The 15,727-nt window shown below is 65.8% G+C and carries 15 protein-coding genes; 12 read left to right on the top strand and 3 right to left on the bottom strand.

From position 1 onward, the window contains the following. Positions 1-32 precede the first annotated feature (32 nt). Genes ACFVWG_RS10730 through ACFVWG_RS10715 form a run of 4 tightly spaced genes read left to right on the top strand, consistent with a single transcriptional unit; the run spans position 33 to position 4,146 of the window. The gene (locus ACFVWG_RS10730; RefSeq protein WP_391542973.1) at positions 33-908 is read left to right on the top strand and encodes a carbohydrate ABC transporter permease; all 876 of its coding nucleotides are present in this window, start codon (positions 33-35) and stop codon (positions 906-908) included. Further along, positions 898-1,734 (top strand): carbohydrate ABC transporter permease, encoded by an 837-nt coding sequence (locus ACFVWG_RS10725; RefSeq protein ID WP_391542972.1) that lies wholly within the window; start codon positions 898-900, stop codon positions 1,732-1,734. The genes ACFVWG_RS10730 and ACFVWG_RS10725 overlap by 11 nt, the downstream gene beginning before the upstream one ends. A gap of 34 nt (positions 1,735-1,768) precedes the next feature. Continuing rightward, on the top strand, positions 1,769-3,061 hold the full coding sequence (locus ACFVWG_RS10720) for an ABC transporter substrate-binding protein (RefSeq protein ID WP_391542971.1): 1,293 nt from the start codon (positions 1,769-1,771) through the stop codon (positions 3,059-3,061). Continuing rightward, positions 3,061-4,146: a Gfo/Idh/MocA family protein gene (locus tag ACFVWG_RS10715; RefSeq protein ID WP_391542970.1), complete on the top strand. Its 1,086-nt coding sequence runs from the start codon at positions 3,061-3,063 to the stop codon at positions 4,144-4,146. The genes ACFVWG_RS10720 and ACFVWG_RS10715 overlap by 1 nt, the downstream gene beginning before the upstream one ends. 86 nt (positions 4,147-4,232) lie before the next feature. Here ACFVWG_RS10715 and ACFVWG_RS10710 read toward each other — a convergent pair whose 3' ends face one another. Continuing rightward, positions 4,233-5,294 carry a hypothetical protein gene (locus ACFVWG_RS10710; protein WP_391542969.1) on the bottom strand — a complete coding sequence of 354 codons (1,062 nt, stop codon included), beginning with the start codon at positions 5,292-5,294 and terminating at the stop codon, positions 4,233-4,235. Positions 5,295-5,353: 59 nt separating this feature from the next. Next, positions 5,354-6,154 (bottom strand): alpha/beta fold hydrolase, encoded by an 801-nt coding sequence (locus ACFVWG_RS10705; protein WP_391542968.1) that lies wholly within the window; start codon positions 6,152-6,154, stop codon positions 5,354-5,356. 36 nt (positions 6,155-6,190) lie between these two features. On the opposite strand from ACFVWG_RS10705, the gene ACFVWG_RS10700 reads away from it, so the two are divergent. The 7 genes from ACFVWG_RS10700 (at position 6,191) to ACFVWG_RS10670 (ending at position 13,165) form a co-directional block, all read left to right on the top strand. Then, complete coding sequence (locus tag ACFVWG_RS10700; RefSeq protein ID WP_391542967.1) at positions 6,191-6,811, top strand: TetR/AcrR family transcriptional regulator; 621 nt, start codon at positions 6,191-6,193, stop codon at positions 6,809-6,811. Positions 6,812-7,176: 365 nt separating this feature from the next. After that, on the top strand, positions 7,177-7,515 hold the full coding sequence (locus tag ACFVWG_RS10695; RefSeq protein ID WP_391542965.1) for a metalloregulator ArsR/SmtB family transcription factor: 339 nt from the start codon (positions 7,177-7,179) through the stop codon (positions 7,513-7,515). Next, on the top strand, positions 7,508-7,930 hold the full coding sequence (locus ACFVWG_RS10690; protein ID WP_391542964.1) for a VOC family protein: 423 nt from the start codon (positions 7,508-7,510) through the stop codon (positions 7,928-7,930). The genes ACFVWG_RS10695 and ACFVWG_RS10690 overlap by 8 nt, the downstream gene beginning before the upstream one ends. 1,471 nt (positions 7,931-9,401) lie before the next feature. Then, positions 9,402-10,322, top strand: a complete 921-nt coding sequence (locus ACFVWG_RS10685) for an ABC transporter ATP-binding protein (RefSeq protein ID WP_391542963.1) — start codon at positions 9,402-9,404, stop codon at positions 10,320-10,322. Next, positions 10,319-11,167, top strand: a complete 849-nt coding sequence (locus ACFVWG_RS10680) for a hypothetical protein (RefSeq protein ID WP_391542962.1) — start codon at positions 10,319-10,321, stop codon at positions 11,165-11,167. The genes ACFVWG_RS10685 and ACFVWG_RS10680 overlap by 4 nt, the downstream gene beginning before the upstream one ends. A 31-nt stretch (positions 11,168-11,198) precedes the next feature. Beyond that, the gene (locus tag ACFVWG_RS10675) at positions 11,199-12,482 is read left to right on the top strand and encodes a sensor histidine kinase (protein ID WP_391542961.1); all 1,284 of its coding nucleotides are present in this window, start codon (positions 11,199-11,201) and stop codon (positions 12,480-12,482) included. After that, complete coding sequence (locus tag ACFVWG_RS10670; RefSeq protein WP_391542960.1) at positions 12,482-13,165, top strand: response regulator; 684 nt, start codon at positions 12,482-12,484, stop codon at positions 13,163-13,165. The genes ACFVWG_RS10675 and ACFVWG_RS10670 overlap by 1 nt, the downstream gene beginning before the upstream one ends. A gap of 1,100 nt (positions 13,166-14,265) precedes the next feature. On the opposite strand, the gene ACFVWG_RS10665 is transcribed toward ACFVWG_RS10670, so the two are convergent. After that, positions 14,266-14,517, bottom strand: a complete 252-nt coding sequence (locus ACFVWG_RS10665) for a hypothetical protein (RefSeq protein ID WP_391542959.1) — start codon at positions 14,515-14,517, stop codon at positions 14,266-14,268. A 306-nt stretch (positions 14,518-14,823) separates the two neighbouring features. Between ACFVWG_RS10665 and ACFVWG_RS10660 the strand changes: the two genes are divergently transcribed. After that, positions 14,824-15,678, top strand: a complete 855-nt coding sequence (locus ACFVWG_RS10660) for a DUF6615 family protein (protein WP_391542958.1) — start codon at positions 14,824-14,826, stop codon at positions 15,676-15,678. Positions 15,679-15,727 lie beyond the last annotated feature (49 nt).

Here is a 15,727-nt window from a genome sequence, read left to right as displayed (position 1 = left end):
GCAAGCGCTTTCCAAATGGTCGAGGAGGGTCGATGGCACGGCGCGACAACGTGACGGCGTACCTGTTCTTGTCGCCGTGGCTGGTCGGGTTGTTCGCGATCACCATCGGCCCGATGATCGCGTCGCTCTACCTGGCGTTCACCGACTACAACCTGATCGAGGCGCCGCAGTGGATCGGGCTGGAGAACTTCACCCGGATGCTGTCCGACGAGCGGCTGCACAACTCGTTGCGGGTGACGTTCACCTACGTGTTCGTCTCGGTGCCGCTGCAACTCGCGATCGCCTTGCTGCTGGCCGTCGTACTGGATCGTGGCGTTCGCGGGATGGCGTTCTACCGCTCGGTCTTCTACCTGCCGTCGCTGCTCGGGTCGAGTGTCGCGATCGCGATCCTGTGGCGGCAGGTGTTCGGGACCGAGGGTCTGCTCAACCAGGTGCTCGCGCTGATCGGTGTCGAGGGCAAGGGCTGGATCTCCGACCCCAGTACGGCGCTGGGCACGCTCGTGGTGCTCAACGTCTGGACGTTCGGTTCGCCGATGGTGATCTTCCTGGCCGGCCTGCGGCAGATCCCGTCGATGTACTACGAGGCTGCGGCCGTCGACGGGGCCGGTGCACTCCGACGGTTCTTCGGGATCACGCTGCCGCTGCTGACGCCGATCATCTTCTTCAACCTGGTGCTGCAGATCATCCACGCGTTCCAGTCGTTCACCCAGGCGTTCGTCGTTTCGGGCGGCAGCGGCGGTCCGTCGGACTCGACCATGTTCTTCACGCTCTACCTCTACGACCGCGGCTTCGGGAACTTCGACATGGGCTACGCGTCGGCGATGGCCTGGTTCCTGCTGGTGGTCATCGCGATCTTCACCGGGGTCAACTTCCTCGTCTCGAAGTACTGGGTGTTCTATGAGAATTGACCTGCGCCCGCGGACGCTGCTGATCCACCTGGCGCTGATCGCCACCGCGCTCGTGATGCTGTACCCGCTGATCTGGATGATCGTCAGTTCGCTGCGTCCGGGCAACGAGATCTTCCGCGATCCCGGCCTGCTGGTGAAGGACCTGCGGATCGAGAACTACCGGGCCGGCTGGAGCGCGCTCACCGAGCCGTTCACCCGCTACCTGCTGAACTCCGCGGTCGTCGTCCTGGGCTCGATCCTCGGCAACCTGGTCTCCTGCTCGATGGCGGCGTACGCCTTCGCCCGCTTGGAGTTCGCCGGGAAGAAGATGTGGTTCGCGATCATGCTGCTGAGCATCATGCTGCCGATCCACGTGGTGATCGTGCCGCAGTACATCCTGTTCTCACAGGCGGGCTGGATCAACACGTTCCTGCCGCTGATCGTCCCGAAACTGCTGGCCACCGACGCGTTCTTCGTCTTCTTGATGGTGCAGTTCATCCGGGGCATCCCGCGCGAGCTCGACGAGGCGGCCACCATCGACGGCTGCGGCCGGGCCGGCATCTTCCTGCGGGTGATCCTGCCGCTGATGGTCCCGGCGCTGGCCACCACCGCGATCTTCACGTTCATCTGGACCTGGAACGACTTCTTCGGCCAGTTGATCTACCTGACCGACCCGCACATGTACACCGTGCCGGTCGCCCTGCGGTCGTTCGTCGACGCGACCTCGAGCTCGTCCTGGGGCTCGATGTTTGCGATGTCGGTCGTCTCGCTGGTCCCGGTCTTCCTCGCCTTCCTGCTCGGCCAGCGTTTCCTGGTCAAGGGCATCGCCACCACCGGAATCAAGTAGATCGCTACCACCGGAATCAAGTAAGGAGCCTGCCATGACACGCCTCAAGGCACTGGCCGCCGTCGCCCTCGTCTCCACCCTGCTCGTCGCGAGCGCCTGCGGTGGCGACTCGGGCGGCCCGGCCGCGAACAAGGGCGAGGTGACACTGCGCTTCACCTGGTGGGGCAGTGACGTCCGGACCAAACTCACCCAGTCCACGATCGACGCGTTCCAGAAGGAACACCCGAACATCAAGATCAAGGGCGAGTACGGCGAATGGGCCGGGTACTGGGACAAGCTCGCCACCACAGTCGCCGCGAACGATGCCCCGGACATCATCCAGATGGACGAGAAGTACCTGCGCGAGTACGCCGATCGCGGAGCGCTGCTGGATCTGAAGAAGGCCAGTGACCTGAAGACCGACAAGTTCGCCCCGGACACCCTGAGCGCCGGGGAGTTCGACGGCGGGCTGTACGGACTGAACGCCGGGATCAACTCGTTCGCCGTCCTCGCGAACCCGGCCGTGTTCAAGGCCGCCGGTGTCGCCCTGCCGGACGACAAGACCTGGACCTGGGACGACTACAACCGGATCGCCGCCGAGATCACCACCAAGCTCAACGGCAAGGGCTGGGGGACTGGTGTGGTCGGGGCCAACGAGGCCGGCCTGAACCTGTGGGCCCGCCAGAACGGTGAGTCGCTGTGGACGCCCGACGGCAAGCTCGGCGTCTCGGCCGGGCAGACCGCCAAGTTCTTCGAGTACGTGCTGAAACTCCGGGACAGCAAGGCGATCCCACCCGCCGAGGCCGTCACGCAGGACATGACCGCGTCCCTCGACCAGACCGCCATGGCCACTGGCAAGCTCGCGATGGGCTTCAGCTGGAGCAACCAGCTGAACGCCTTCAGCAAGGCGTCCGGCCAGGAGCTGAAGCTGCTCCGGATCCCGAGCACGACCGGGCAGTCGGCGAAGAACGGTATGTACTACAAGGGTTCGATGTTCTGGTCGGTCTCGTCGCGGTCCAAGCATCGGACCGAGGCGGCACAGTTCGTCGATTTCCTGGCCAACAACGCGGCAGCGGGCAATATCCTGCTGGCCGAGCGCGGCGTGCCGCCGAACACCGAGATCCGCGCGGCCGTGACGCCGAAGCTGCAGCCGGCCGACGCGGCCTCGGCGAAGTTCATCGAGGAGATCGGCAAGGAGCTCGGCGACCCCTCCCCGGCACCGCCGGTCGGAGGTGGGCAGGTGGAGAAGATCATCCAGCGCTACACCACCGAGGTCCTGTTCGGCCGGCTCACCCCGGACAAGGCTGCCCAGCAGTTCCTCGACGAGGTGAACGGAGAGCTCAAATAGTGCAGACGAGGATTGCCGTGGCCGGTGTGCACGGCCATGGCGCGACCCACGTCACTAACGCCCACCGGTACGGCGACCTCGTGGCGATCGCGGATCCGCGCCCGCCGGACGATGTCGGCGTACCGGTGTTCGCGTCGCTGGAAGAGTTGCTGGCGGCAACCGAAGTCGACGTCGTCGTGATCAGTACGCCGATCCAGACCCACGTGCCGCTGGCCGAGCTGGCGCTGCGCGCGGGCGCCGACGTACTGCTGGAGAAGCCGCCGACTGCTTCGCTTGCCGAGTTCGACCACCTGTCGAAGGTGATCGAGGAGACCGGCCGCGCCTGCCAGGTGGGCTTCCAGGCGCAGGCGTCAGCGGCGACCTGGCAGCTCGCGCAGCTGGTGACCGACGGTGGGCTTGGCGAGATCCGTGGGATCAGTGCCACCGGCAAGTGGTTGCGGAAGGCCGGGTACTTCGATCGCGCGCCGTGGGCCGGCCGACGGACGTTGAACGGCGTGGCCGTGGTCGACGGCGCGGTCACGAATCCCTTGGCGCACTCGACTGCTGCCGCGCTACTGCTCGATGGTTCGACCGGTGTGGACGACATCGCCTCGGTGGAGACCGACCTGTTCCGGGCCAACGACATCGAGTCCGACGACACCTCCACGGTGCGCATCACGACCACCCGCGGTACGTCGATCCTGATCGCAGTGACCTTGTGCGCGGCCGAACAGGCCGAACCCGCGGTGATCGTTCACGGCTCGCGGGGCCGCGCCGTACTGAACTACACGACGGACACCCTCGAACTCCCGGACAGCCGGCAGGTCCTTGCGCGGGGAGACCTGTTGCAGAATCTGATCGCGCATCGCGCCGACCCCGCCGTACCGCTTTACTGTTCGTTCGCGGCGACCGGCGGTTTCACCCGCGTCGTCGAAGCGATCCGGCTGGCCGACGAACCGGCCGTCATCGCGGACGCCTTTGTCCGCTGGGAAGGCGAGGGCGCTGACCGGCATCCGATCGTCCATGACGTCGAGCACTGGATCGACCGCGCCGCCGACGAACTGGCCCTCTTCGGCGAACTCCCCGCCCCGTGGACAACACCCTGACGGCAGCGGGCCTGCACGACGAGGTCGGCAGGACCTCTTGGGCGATCCCTAGATCGGGCGGATGGGTCTCGGGGCTGCCCCGACGGTCAGCTGGTGGTGAGCCAGGGGCCGACGGGATGCCGGGGCAGGGCTGAGCGCGGGTCATCGAGGATCGCCCTGGTCTGTGTCGCGTACTCGCGGCTTGCCCGCCAACCTCCCTCTGCCGGTTGCAGGCCCTCGGCGAGTCGGGGCCTCAACGCCTCAAGCGTGCCGCGTAGGGATTCGATCACTGCCGAGCCATGCCTGGAACGCCAGCTCCGTTCGACCTGGGTCACCCGCTCGGTGTAGGCGTTGCGTTCCCGCAGCCCCGCCGGGGTCAGGGTGACGACCTTGCCGCGGCCGGTCTCGGCCGGAGTCACGGTGATCATTCCTGACCGTTGCAGTGCTCCGAGCGCCCGGGCCACTGGTCGACCGGTCACCCCGGTTCGCCCGGGCAACTCCCGGACCCGGATCGGGTCTGCGCTGAGCGCCGGCAGGAAGTTCGCGGCGATCGCCATCGGCACTGGCGAAGTCGTCTCAACCTCCCGTGCAAAGGCATCCAGCGCGGTCGCGAGCGGATCAGCGATCGAACCTCCTGTGGCTGCGCCGGTGATAGCCGCCAGTGAGCTTCGCAGCTCAGCCATCACAGTCCGGCCGAAGCGTTCCGTCCACCGGTCGTCGGTCGCCGCGATGGTCGGCGGCCAGAGTTCCTTGGCGCGGCGACAGACGGACTTCGGGGCGAGTATCGAGGTGCCGCGCAGTCGGCGACTGCTGCCGTACCCGTCCTTCGACGGTCGCCGGATCGGGCCATCGGTCTCCAGCCGAACTTCGACGTACCCCCATCTCTCCACGCCGCCGATCATCGGGAACAGATCCTTCTCGGTCCAGCCCGTCCGCTCGAGCAACGTGACGACCGTCGTTCCCGGGTCGTCGACGTGACGGAGCAGCGACCAGAACACGGCAGGCAGCTTGAACCCAGGAAACCCCGACTGCGCCAGTTGTCTCTCGAACTCGTTGTCCAGCTCGATTCGGTACGCGATCAGAGCCTGCGCCAGCAAGGTCGACAAGGCAGGCTCCAGCTCCCGCCGCGAGTCGCCGGTCCCTTCACCGAGGGCACTGTTGTTGCTCATGCGGTGATGCTAGGGGTAGGCACCGACAGTCGAACGGCGCTGGAGGTCGGCAATGGTCCTTACGACGCGCCGGCGAGGGTGTTGAGCAGGTGGCCAAGCTCGGCCGGCGCCTGGATATGCGCCAGATGGCCCTGGTCGGCGAGTTCGTGGACTCCGGCGTGAGTGATGTGCTGCCGCACTGCGTCGAACGACGTTCCGTAGGGGGCTGTTCCGCGGTTGCACTGGCCGATGATCAGGTCGACGCGACCTGCCTGTCGCGCCATCACGTCCGGAGGTGGCGCTGCGTTGAGCGCGGAGAGTTCGGCGTACAGGGGTCTGCTCAAGCGACGCAAGGGCGCCCAACTGTGCTGGTCGGCCCGAAGATCCTCGACATGGGCAGCGGAGAAGCCGGAGATCTGCCGATTGACGATCTCGACGCAGCGATCCCAGTCGGCTGTCTCCGTTGCGCTCTTGAGGTCCGGCAGCGCATGGAGTCCGAATGGCTGCATCACGGGTTCGTAGGCGATCACCTGGGGAATCGGGCGCTCGTTGGCGGCCAGCAAGGTGATCAGGCCGCCGTAGCTCCAGCCGAAGAGCGCCGTTGTGCTGTCGAACTCGTCAAGAACGATGCCGAAGTCCTCGACTTCGGTCCGCAGCGAGTAAGAGTTGGTCAGGGGTCCCGAGGAAGTGCGTCCCCGGCGGTTGACGACCACCACTGAGGGCCAGGCATCGATGGCGCCGACGACGTGGCGCCACGTGTGCGCATCGCTCATCACACCCGGGACGACGACCAGGCCCGGCGCGTCCGGCTCCCCGTACACATCGACCGTGACCCAGCTGTCCCCGGCGACCGCAAACCTCTTCTGAATCGTTCGCTCCATAAATCTATTATGGAGCGAACGCTCTACAATGCAACCGTGACCGAGCGCAGCCGCGGAAGACCACGAGCATTCGACCGCGACCACGCGGTCCTCGAAGCCGCTCGCCTGTTCTGGCGACGCGGCTACTCCGGCACCTCGACCCGGACCCTGTCCGCGACCCTCGGGCTCTCCACCTCCAGCCTGTACGCCGCCTTCGGCAGCAAGGCCGGGCTGTTCGAGGAGGCGGTGCGGACTTACGCCGAGCGGTACCGCGAGATCTACCAGCAGGCTGTCGCCGAGAACGACATCCAGACCGTCATCGAACGCATCCTGACCGAATCGGTCCACGAGTTCACCCAGCCCACCGGCACGCACCCGGGGTGCCTCATCAGCAGTGCCGTGATGACCGACAGCACGAGCACGCTCGATACGAGCGCCTACGTCGCCGAACTGCATACCTCGAACGAACAGGCTCTCCTCGTGCGCATCCAGCGAGCGATCCAGGACGGGGAACTAGTCGCGGACACTAACGCAGCGGTCCTGACCGGGCTCATCCAAACCGTCTGGCACGGATTGTCAGCGCGGTCGAACGTCGACACGACTCGCGAGGACCTGCTCGCGACGGCACAACTTGCTCACCAACTGATCTGCCGACAGCTCGCGCCATCAATGTCCTGACCGCAGCTAGGCCCGACGGCAGAACCAGCACCCGATCAGAGTTTTCCCAGCAGGCGTTCGTCAACAACAGTCATGCCGGCGACCGGCAAGGAGAACTGAGACAGCACGGTACCAACCAGAACGTGGCGAACTGGTTTCGGCTGGGGGCGTCACCGTTCCCTGAATTCCTCCGCCAAGGTCACTCCATCCATGTACGAGTGCAACCCATGGGCGGCCCGCGACGCGGGCTGGTTCCGCTGGCTCGATGCCTCCGGGGATCACGCGCTCCTTCACCTTGGCTAATCAAGGTAAGCGCTAGTACTGTCGAGTCGAAGTGTCGGTGCTGAGGTTGACGAATTATTAGCAGGTACGCTAATAATTAGGATATGCAAGATGTTCCGGACGGCGTGTCCGCTGCTGTGTATGACGCGATCTTCGCTGCGCTGACCCACCCGACCCGACGGCAGATTCTTGTCACCCTGTACTTCGAGGGCGGGACGATGGCGGCGGGCGACATCGCGCGGATGTTCGAGCACGCCTGGCCAACGATCTCCCGCCACCTGCTGGTGCTGGAAGAGGCCGGCCTGGTCACGACCGAACGGCATGGCCGGAACCGCACGTACCGACTCGCGCCTCGGCGCATCGAACTGGCGGTCAGCTGGCTCAGTTGGTTCTCGCAGCCAGCTCACCCCGACCGACGACCACAGGAAGACACTCATGACTGATGCGAACCTGACCTCCGATCCCGCGGACGCGCCGATCCTGTTCCGGCTCAATGTCGAGGTGGCTGACCTCGATCAGGCGGCCGCGTTCTACTCGAAGTTGCTCGGTGTCGTTAGCCGCAGGCAATCCGGCTCGCGCTGCTACTTCACCTGTGGCCCAGTGACGCTGCAAGTCCTCGACGTCTCCAGTAGCGGACCAGTCCAGCCGCTTCCGAAGTCGCTGTACTTCACTGTCCGCGACCTCGACGCGGTGTACGCCCGTGCCCAGGATCTCGGCTGCCTGGCGGCCGAACAGGTACACGGTCAGCCCGGCGGCGAGATTGCTGTTCGCCCGTGGGGAGAGCGTTCGTTCTACGTCGGCGATTCCTGGGGCAACTCCCTGTGCTTCGTCGAGGCCGGCACGATCTATCAGGGCTGACCGGACCAGACCATTGACAAGGAGACGGCTGTGACCTTCCGATCGCGGAGACGCTGGTTCGCCGGGTTGTTGCTGATGGCAACTCTGGCATGGCGTGGTTTTCGCGCGATACATCGATGAACTGTCGTACCTGCATGAGGAGTACAGCGCCGAGTGGCTCGACGTCCTCTACCTCGCGCGCCGCCGGATTTACGCGGACGCCATTCTCCACGCAGTTTTTCGGCTCTGTGACGTATGTGCGGGTGGTTCGCGCGTTGTCGGACCGGCGGATTGCCGTCGGATCGCAGGGTCTCGGGCGATGTGATCGGCGAATGTGGCGAGGATGTCGCCGACTGAACGCACCGTGCTGCCGGACATCGATTCCTGGCGGCAATCTCCTACCACTCGACATCGGACCACTGGTCCTGCACGCCGACTGAACCCACCGTGCTCGCCCGGGGACAGAGGATGCGGCGGGAAGAGCGTCGGGTGGCGGGGCCGACCGCCAGCACTGACTAACTCCGCACGGCTCGGACACTTCACGCTCAGCATCACCCGCACGACTAGCCGCGCGAGAGGTTAGACGGTGGCACAGGTCCGGCACCCGGGGGGACGCCGGATCGGTGCGGCCGCCAGTCTGTTGCCACTGCGTTTGGAGGTCGCCGGATACAACCCGGGGGTGCGCACTCCCCGCAGGGGCCGTGAACAAGCTATGCCCTGTGCACAGCCCCCCGTTTCCTGTCCACACCCCCAGCAACTGCACGCAGGCCACCTACCGCCAACGATGGAACAGCGCCCAGCCAGCCCACCAGCACACCGGTCAGCTAACCCACCACACGGGGAAGAGACCAGTACGCCGCACCACCCACGAATGAGTCAGAAGAGCCAGTTCTTCTCGGGGATTCTTCGCGGCGATGAACGGGGTGGTGGTTGCGCAGGACACCGGGGCCTCGCCGTATGTGGGCATTGCCGTTCCGATCGCGGTCAGCAGTGTGCCTGCTGGATTGCTGCTCTCCCCGTCATCACCGGGTTGTGGACGCTTGTGTCGAGCATCCGTCAGCAGAAGACCTAGCCTCCACGAACTCTGATTTCTTGTGGGTACCAAGCCTGCTTACGGAGTTCGTATGGCCGGCGTTGTCGTCCTCATCTCCGTGGGGCACACGATTGATGAGTGACTACCTGGCTGGAGTCACGCAGAACGACGCCGTCGGGCTTCGTCGAGGGCTTCGGTCGCGGTTGGGCGGGGGAGTGCTTCACACGCAGCTATCAGCGGGGCGGGGTGGACCGCAGATGGACGGGGTCGCCTGGTTCGTCGCGGTGAAGCTTCGCGCGCGACGGAGCTGAGGCTGCTTGCCTTGGGCAAGAGGTAGTACCACGGTACGACGGCCGGGCGGTAAATCATGCGCTGGTACCACGAATGGCCGTCTGCGGCCTCCTAGCGTGGACGGCGAGGCCGCGGGAGGCGCGCGGCGACGAGCCGAAGGACCAGGTAATGATCGAGGCACAGCAACTGACCAAGCGGTACGGCGAGAAGACGGCGGTGGACCGGCTCGATTTCAGTGTCAAGCCCGGAACGGTGACCGGCTTCCTGGGGCCGAACGGGGCCGGGAAGTCCACGACGATGCGGATGATCGTCGGCTTGGACAGCCCGACGTCGGGCACGGTGACCGTCAATGGTCGTCGTTATCGCGAGCACTCCGCGCCGTTGCAGGAGGTCGGTGCGTTGCTGGAGGCGAAGTCGATTCACCCTGGGCGTTCTGCGTTCGACCATCTGATGGCGCAGGCGTACACGCATGGCATTCCGCGGCGCCGGGTGGATGAGGTGATCGAGCTGACCGGTCTGCAGTCTGTGGCCAAGAAGCGCGCTGGTGCGTTCTCGCTCGGGATGGGGCAGCGGCTCGGCATCGCGGCAGCGTTGCTGGGGGATCCGGCGACGGTGATGCTGGACGAGCCTGTGAACGGTCTCGATCCCGAGGGCGTGCTGTGGATCCGGAACCTGTTGACCGGGCTGGCGGCTGAGGGACGGACTGTGTTCGTCTCGTCGCACCTGATGACCGAGATGGCGCTGGTGGCCGACCACCTGATCGTCGTCGGCCGCGGGCGGCTGCTGGCCGATACGACGGTTGAAGAACTGGTTCGCCAGGCGGAGGGCAGTGCAGTGACGGTGGCGAGCGCGGATCCGGCGCGTTTGCGTGAGGTGCTGGCCGGTCCGGGGGTAGGGATCGCCGGGCAGGCCGGGAGTGAGACGTTGCAGGTGACCGGGCTGACCGCGCGGTCGATCGGGTTGCAGGCCGCCGACGCCGGGATCGCGCTGTTCGAGCTCAGCGCCAAGAGTGTCTCGCTGGAGGAGGCCTTCATGGAGCTCACCAAGGATGCAGTCGAGTACCACGGGACCACGAGGAGTGCAGCATGAGCGCCACTACGTCTGTTCGCCCGTCGTCCGGTGACGCGGGGCCGCGGACCAGGCCGCCGTACCGGGTCACTGCGCGGCGGGTGCTGCGTAGTGAGTGGTCGAAGTTGTGGTCGCTGCGCTCGACCTGGATCACCTTGGCTTTGGCGCTGCTTTTCCTGGTGGCGTTCGGGATCATCGCGGCGGCGCGCTACAAGAGCAGCGTGACGTCCGGCCGCCAGTTGGATCCGGACTTCGCTGACGCGACCGCGCTGAGCTTGTCGCTGTTCGGCGTACCTATCGCGCAGTTGGCGCTCGGGGTGTTGGGTGTGCTGGTCACGGCTGGTGAGTACTCGACCGGAATGATCCGGTCGACCTTGGCAGCGGTTCCGCGGCGGCTGCCGGTCTTGTGGGCGAAAGCGGTGGTATTCGGTGTGGTCGCTTTGATTCTCAGCATGGTGGGCGTGTTGGCGACGTTCTTCGTCGACAGCCAGATCACCGCTGGGACCCCCGCGGCGTTGAGCTTCTCGGATACCGGCGTCATCCGCAGCCTGCTGGGTGCGGCTCTCTATCTGGGGCTGGTCGGGGTCATCGGCGCGGCTTTGGGTGCTCTGCTCAGGTCAGTGGCCGGCGGCATCTCGATCCTGGTCGCAGGCTTGATGCTGATCCCCGGCCTGATCTCGTTGCTGCCGAAGGCCTGGTCTCAGGCAGTCCAGCCGTATCTGCCGAACTTCGCCGGTCAGTCGATGTTCGACCTGCATCACCTGCCCCACACCTTGACCCCGGCGGTCGGTCTGCTCGTTTTCCTTGCCTGGACCGCCTTGCTTCTGGGCGGTGCGGCCTGGCGGCTGGCCCGCAAGGACGCCTGAGGCGTTTCAGTCGGCGACACACAATGGGGAGATGGCAGCCGTGATCGTTGAGGACCCGCTCTGGAGACATCCGCTGGTACGGCGGATCTCCGGAGCCGGGCAGCGCTTACGCCACGAGGATGCTCGCAGGCCGTGGATCATGGACACGGTCATCGTCGTACTGACCTTCGCCCTGTTCTGTCTGCCGGATCTCGTCGGCGGGTACGACGGTCCGCACGAGCTGGCCGGGACCTTCGTGGTGCTGCCGGTGGGCGCGATGCTGGTCCTTCAGGCGGGCCTGGTCGTGCCCCTGTGGTGGCGGCGGCGAGCGCCGTTCGCGGCCTTCCTGGCGATCGCGGCGGTGGTGTTGGTGCAGTGGTCGTTGGGCGCGTGGTTGCGTGCGGACATTGCGCTGCTCATCGCGTTGTACAGCCTGACGCTGCACGGGCAAGTCCGCGCCCTGCTCGCCGGGGCCGCGGTCATGGTCGCTGTTGCCGTGGTGATCGCAGTCCGGCTGGCCACCGTGGTGTCTGCTGGAGAAGGCGTGTTCTTCCTCGTCAGCGCGATGACTGCGGCTACTGCTTTGGGCTTGGTGGTGCGAGGCAGACGTGCTCAGCTCGCGGGGTTGCGCGAGCACGCGGCCCGGCTCGAGATCGAGCGTGACCAGCGCGCGCAACTGGCGGCCGCCGAGGAACGGACCCGGGTAGCTCGCGAGATGCACGACATTGTCGGGCACAACCTGTCGGTGATGATCACACTGGCCGACGGCGGCGGTTATGCCGCTGGCGTCAGACCCGAGCGCGCGGCCGAGGCGCTCGGGCTGATCGCCGAGACCGGTCGGCAGGCGATGGGGGAGTTGCGGCGCATGCTCGGTGCGCTGCGCGAACACAAGGACGCCCCGGAACTCAGCCCGCAGCCAGGGATCGCCGATATCGACGGACTGTGCCGCCGTACCAGAGCTGCCGGGCCGTCGATCGTCTACCGATCCACCGGAGACGTCGACGCGATGGACCGGGGCCTTCAGCTCACTGCCTACCGCATCGTCCAAGAGGCGCTGACGAATACGCTCAAGCACGCCGGACCGGAGACACACGCCGAGGTGTGGCTGAACCTGGCTGAGCACCAGTTGAAGATCCGGGTGCAGGACTCCGGACCACCGGCCGACCGGCGACCAGTGGAACCGGTTCGTGGCGAGGGGCAGGGCCTCATCGGCATGCAGGAACGCGCTGCCTTGTACGGCGGCACGATCCTCGCCGGACCGCAGCCGGGCGGCGGCTGGAATCTCCAGGCCGACCTCGAACTCGACTCACCGATCAACCTGTCCGGAGGTGCCTGATGATCACGGTCCTGGTCGTCGACGATCAGCCGTTGCAACGCCTGGGGTTCCGCATGCTCCTGGAATCCGTGCCTGACATGGATATCGCCGGCGAGGCTTCCACCGGCTCCGAGGCGGTCCGCCAGGCCGCCGACCTGCGCCCCGACGTGGTGCTGATGGACGTGCGGATGCCGGGCATGGACGGCATCGAGGCAACCCGCCGCATCGTCGACAACGGCGGCCGCTCGCGAGTCCTCGTCCTGACGACCTTCGATCTGGACGAGTACGCCCACGCAGCACTCCGCGGCGGAGCCAGCGGTTTCCTGCTCAAGGACGCGCGCCCGGAGGAACTGCTGGCCGGCATCCGTGCGGTCGCCGGCGGTAACGCGATCATCGCTCCGGCCCTGACCCGACGTCTCCTGGACGCCTACGTCCAGCACCTCCCCGGCGGGCCGCCAGACCCGCGCCACCACGCCCGGCTGAGCAGCCTGACCGATCGCGAACGCGAGATCCTGGTCGCGGTCGGCCGCGGCTGGACCAACGCGGAGATCGCCGAGCGGCTGACGCTGTCGGAGTCCACCGTGAAGACCCACGTCGGTCGCGTCTTAGCCAAGATCGGCGCGCGCGACCGGATCCAGGCCGTCATCCTTGCCTACGACCTCGAACTCACCTACCCCAGCACGGCCACGACTCCCGACCGCTGAGCGGTGGCCGCCGCGACGGAGGGGGTATCGCCGCGGCGGCCCGCCTGAGGACCGCGGACAGGCGCCACCTCGGTCCCTGCCCTGGAGCCTGCAGCATGTCGCCTGAGAATCCGCTGAGTGCCCGGGCCGGGGGAGCACCACATCGCGGCAGGTCGGCACCGACGGCAACTGCTGTGACATGACGCACAGTCATGATCAGATGAAGAGTGCCGATCGGCGATCTGGTGCGTTTGTGGTGCGTGGGGGCAACACGAAGGCCCGGTGCACATTGCGATGTGTGCCCGGGCCTCGGTGTTTGTGCGCCGCCAGGGACTCGAACCCGAACCCGCTGATTTACAGCCGAGGTTGACCATCAATCGCCGCTGATGCGCAGAATCGCTTGCTAGTAAGGGATTGGTGGGAAGCCTGGTGATCCGTACATTCTCATCACTCATCACCCTCTCGCGCTGATTGAGGTGCGTAGAGGTGCGTTGCGACTCGGCGAACGACGCCAACCGCCGAGTTCTGGCAACATGCTTCTACGCCCGACGCGAGCCTGGCGCAGTGGCGGCGCTTCGCATCGAGGCGTTTTAGTCGCCGAGTAGGACGCGATTGCTTCGGTGTGCGCCGTCAGGCTCCTGGAGCAGGTCAGGGCGGAGTTTCACAACTGAACGTAGTGCTGCAGCAGCCACGTCGAGGGCCCGGTCAGCCTTCGAAAGATCGGATGGCTTCAGGGTGGGCGATCCACGAACGACTCCGCCACGCCCCAGAGCAAGCATGAACGGGGCGCAGGGCGATCCGCCATGACCGGGCTTGTCAGGTGGACTGGCGTGGGCGACGTAGTTCCGTAGCATTGCGTGGTGCCCTTCCTGGTGGCGATTGCGCTGGCCACGGAGGTAGCCGAGACGCTTGGCCCAGGTGGTCAGATCCGGGAGCATCCCGTTGAAGCGCATGTGCGGTGCGGTACGTTGTCGCCGACGACGAGCTTCTTGCCCCTTCAGGGCTTGAAAGACCGTCTCGTAGCTGTCCGGCGTGACCGTGCTCGTCGCGCCTTGTTGTCGACGAAGGTCGCTCCGCTGCTGTGGTGCAGCATGAACCGTCTCGCAGAGCCTGTTCGACGGTTAGCGGCGCGTGGTCGTGGACAAGCTGTATGCCTCGTGGCAAAGGACGCCATGCGAGAAGACCCTGCGGAGGCGGTCGAAGGCGCCCCGGGTAGCCGCGGCCACATCTTCGGAGAGTTCGATTGAGGCGACGACTTGCTGCTGCTGGTGGACGGCGGCGTCTGTGGCTGGCAGGTGTCCGAGGCCCATCGGCGCGAAGATGAGCGATCGGTCGTCGGCGCGCCGCAGTTCCTCCAGCGTCTGGATCTGCATCGCACAGCATCGGCTCGCGGCCTGGTCTCTGTCGCTGCCTTTGTCACCGCTCTGGTCTGGATCGTTCGTTAAGTCGGTGTGATCTATCGGGTGATTCCCAGGATCGCTCTTACTGCGTTCCACCGTTCCACGGCGTCGAGTCCAACCGTGGGGTCGATGATCATCGTGTTGCGGCTGGAGGTTCGTACCGGGTCAGCAGCATCGAGGTGATCGCCTTCTGGCTTTCACTCACCCTTCTACATTGGGCCGGGTTATGGGCACGGGTGGGCTATGGCGTTCCGCGCCCGATCCCAGCAAGATGCGTGAATGATTGTCAATCTCCTCGCGGACATGTCCCTTTGGACATGGAAGTTTCTCAGCGACGCACCGTTCCGACCGAGGGAGGAGACCATCACCGAGTCGCTCCTCGTCGACTTGGGCAGACGCGGCCGCGGGCAGGTCTGGGTGCACAAGGCAACGACCGGGGTGGAGTCCAGAACTGGGCTGGATTGGGCGTGGGCGCTCAAGACAACCGCGGGCTGGGTGATCATGGTCGTCCAGGCCAAGCAGGCCGATGGCCTGCGATTCGCTAAGTACCCGGAGCTCCGGAAAAGGGATGCCACAGATCAGGTCGATGACCTGCTTTACACAGCGGCGATGGTGGGCGCGCTTCCGGTTTACGTCTTCTATCAAGGCGAGGTGCATCCCTTCGGTGCAGCCGGTGAAACAACTTGGTTCGGAGCCTGCCCACGAAAGGAAATCACCCGTGGACCTGGTCTGCCCTGGACTCGCACCGCGAGCGCACTGGGCATCACTGTCGCCCATGCGGAAGATGTGATGACCTACATCGTGCCGCCACCGGCAGCCAACCAGCGAGCCGAGACGGTCAACAATTACGCGATGCCGCTGGAATGCCTCCTGTGCCCGGGGCTGGGCCTGAGGCACGTCACTGCCGACGCCCCGCGAATCTTGGAGGTGGCCGCGCAGATCGCCCATCTCTCGACGGCAACGCAGGTCGAGTCTCCCTGGCTGGTTGCCGACTCTCGACCTAGCTGGATCCAACCTGAGCAGCCTAGCTGGGTTGGCGACATCATCGAGGGCATTGGCCCGCGTGAAGACCGAGAGGATGTACCCGATGCGTCGTACTACCTGGTCACTGACCTGACCGGCGGGGAAGGCTGATCCATCCGGTGCGGCGGCTCGGATCTCCCTCAAGCGCTCAGAGGCCGTC

This window comes from Kribbella sp. NPDC058245 (genome assembly GCF_042882005.1).
Taxonomy (GTDB): Bacteria; Actinomycetota; Actinomycetes; order Propionibacteriales; family Kribbellaceae; genus Kribbella.
The sequence above is the reverse complement of the archived record's forward strand: the minus strand, read 5'-3'. Positions and strand labels throughout refer to the sequence as shown.

What these genes read in the sequence shown, in the direction of transcription:
- ACFVWG_RS10670 (WP_391542960.1), top strand. Translation starts at nt 12,482, where the DNA reads ATGATCACGGTCCTGGTCGTCGACGATCAGCCGTTGCAACGCCTGGGG.
- ACFVWG_RS10710 (WP_391542969.1), bottom strand. Translation starts at nt 5,294, where the DNA reads ATGAGCAACAACAGTGCCCTCGGTGAAGGGACCGGCGACTCGCGGCGG.
- ACFVWG_RS10685 (WP_391542963.1), top strand. Translation starts at nt 9,402, where the DNA reads ATGATCGAGGCACAGCAACTGACCAAGCGGTACGGCGAGAAGACGGCG.
- ACFVWG_RS10660 (WP_391542958.1), top strand. Translation starts at nt 14,824, where the DNA reads ATGATTGTCAATCTCCTCGCGGACATGTCCCTTTGGACATGGAAGTTT.
- ACFVWG_RS10695 (WP_391542965.1), top strand. Translation starts at nt 7,177, where the DNA reads ATGCAAGATGTTCCGGACGGCGTGTCCGCTGCTGTGTATGACGCGATC.
- ACFVWG_RS10665 (WP_391542959.1), bottom strand. Translation starts at nt 14,517, where the DNA reads ATGCAGATCCAGACGCTGGAGGAACTGCGGCGCGCCGACGACCGATCG.
- ACFVWG_RS10675 (WP_391542961.1), top strand. Translation starts at nt 11,199, where the DNA reads ATGGCAGCCGTGATCGTTGAGGACCCGCTCTGGAGACATCCGCTGGTA.
- ACFVWG_RS10725 (WP_391542972.1), top strand. Translation starts at nt 898, where the DNA reads ATGAGAATTGACCTGCGCCCGCGGACGCTGCTGATCCACCTGGCGCTG.
- ACFVWG_RS10720 (WP_391542971.1), top strand. Translation starts at nt 1,769, where the DNA reads ATGACACGCCTCAAGGCACTGGCCGCCGTCGCCCTCGTCTCCACCCTG.
- ACFVWG_RS10705 (WP_391542968.1), bottom strand. Translation starts at nt 6,154, where the DNA reads ATGGAGCGAACGATTCAGAAGAGGTTTGCGGTCGCCGGGGACAGCTGG.
- ACFVWG_RS10680 (WP_391542962.1), top strand. Translation starts at nt 10,319, where the DNA reads ATGAGCGCCACTACGTCTGTTCGCCCGTCGTCCGGTGACGCGGGGCCG.
- ACFVWG_RS10730 (WP_391542973.1), top strand. Translation starts at nt 33, where the DNA reads ATGGCACGGCGCGACAACGTGACGGCGTACCTGTTCTTGTCGCCGTGG.
- ACFVWG_RS10690 (WP_391542964.1), top strand. Translation starts at nt 7,508, where the DNA reads ATGACTGATGCGAACCTGACCTCCGATCCCGCGGACGCGCCGATCCTG.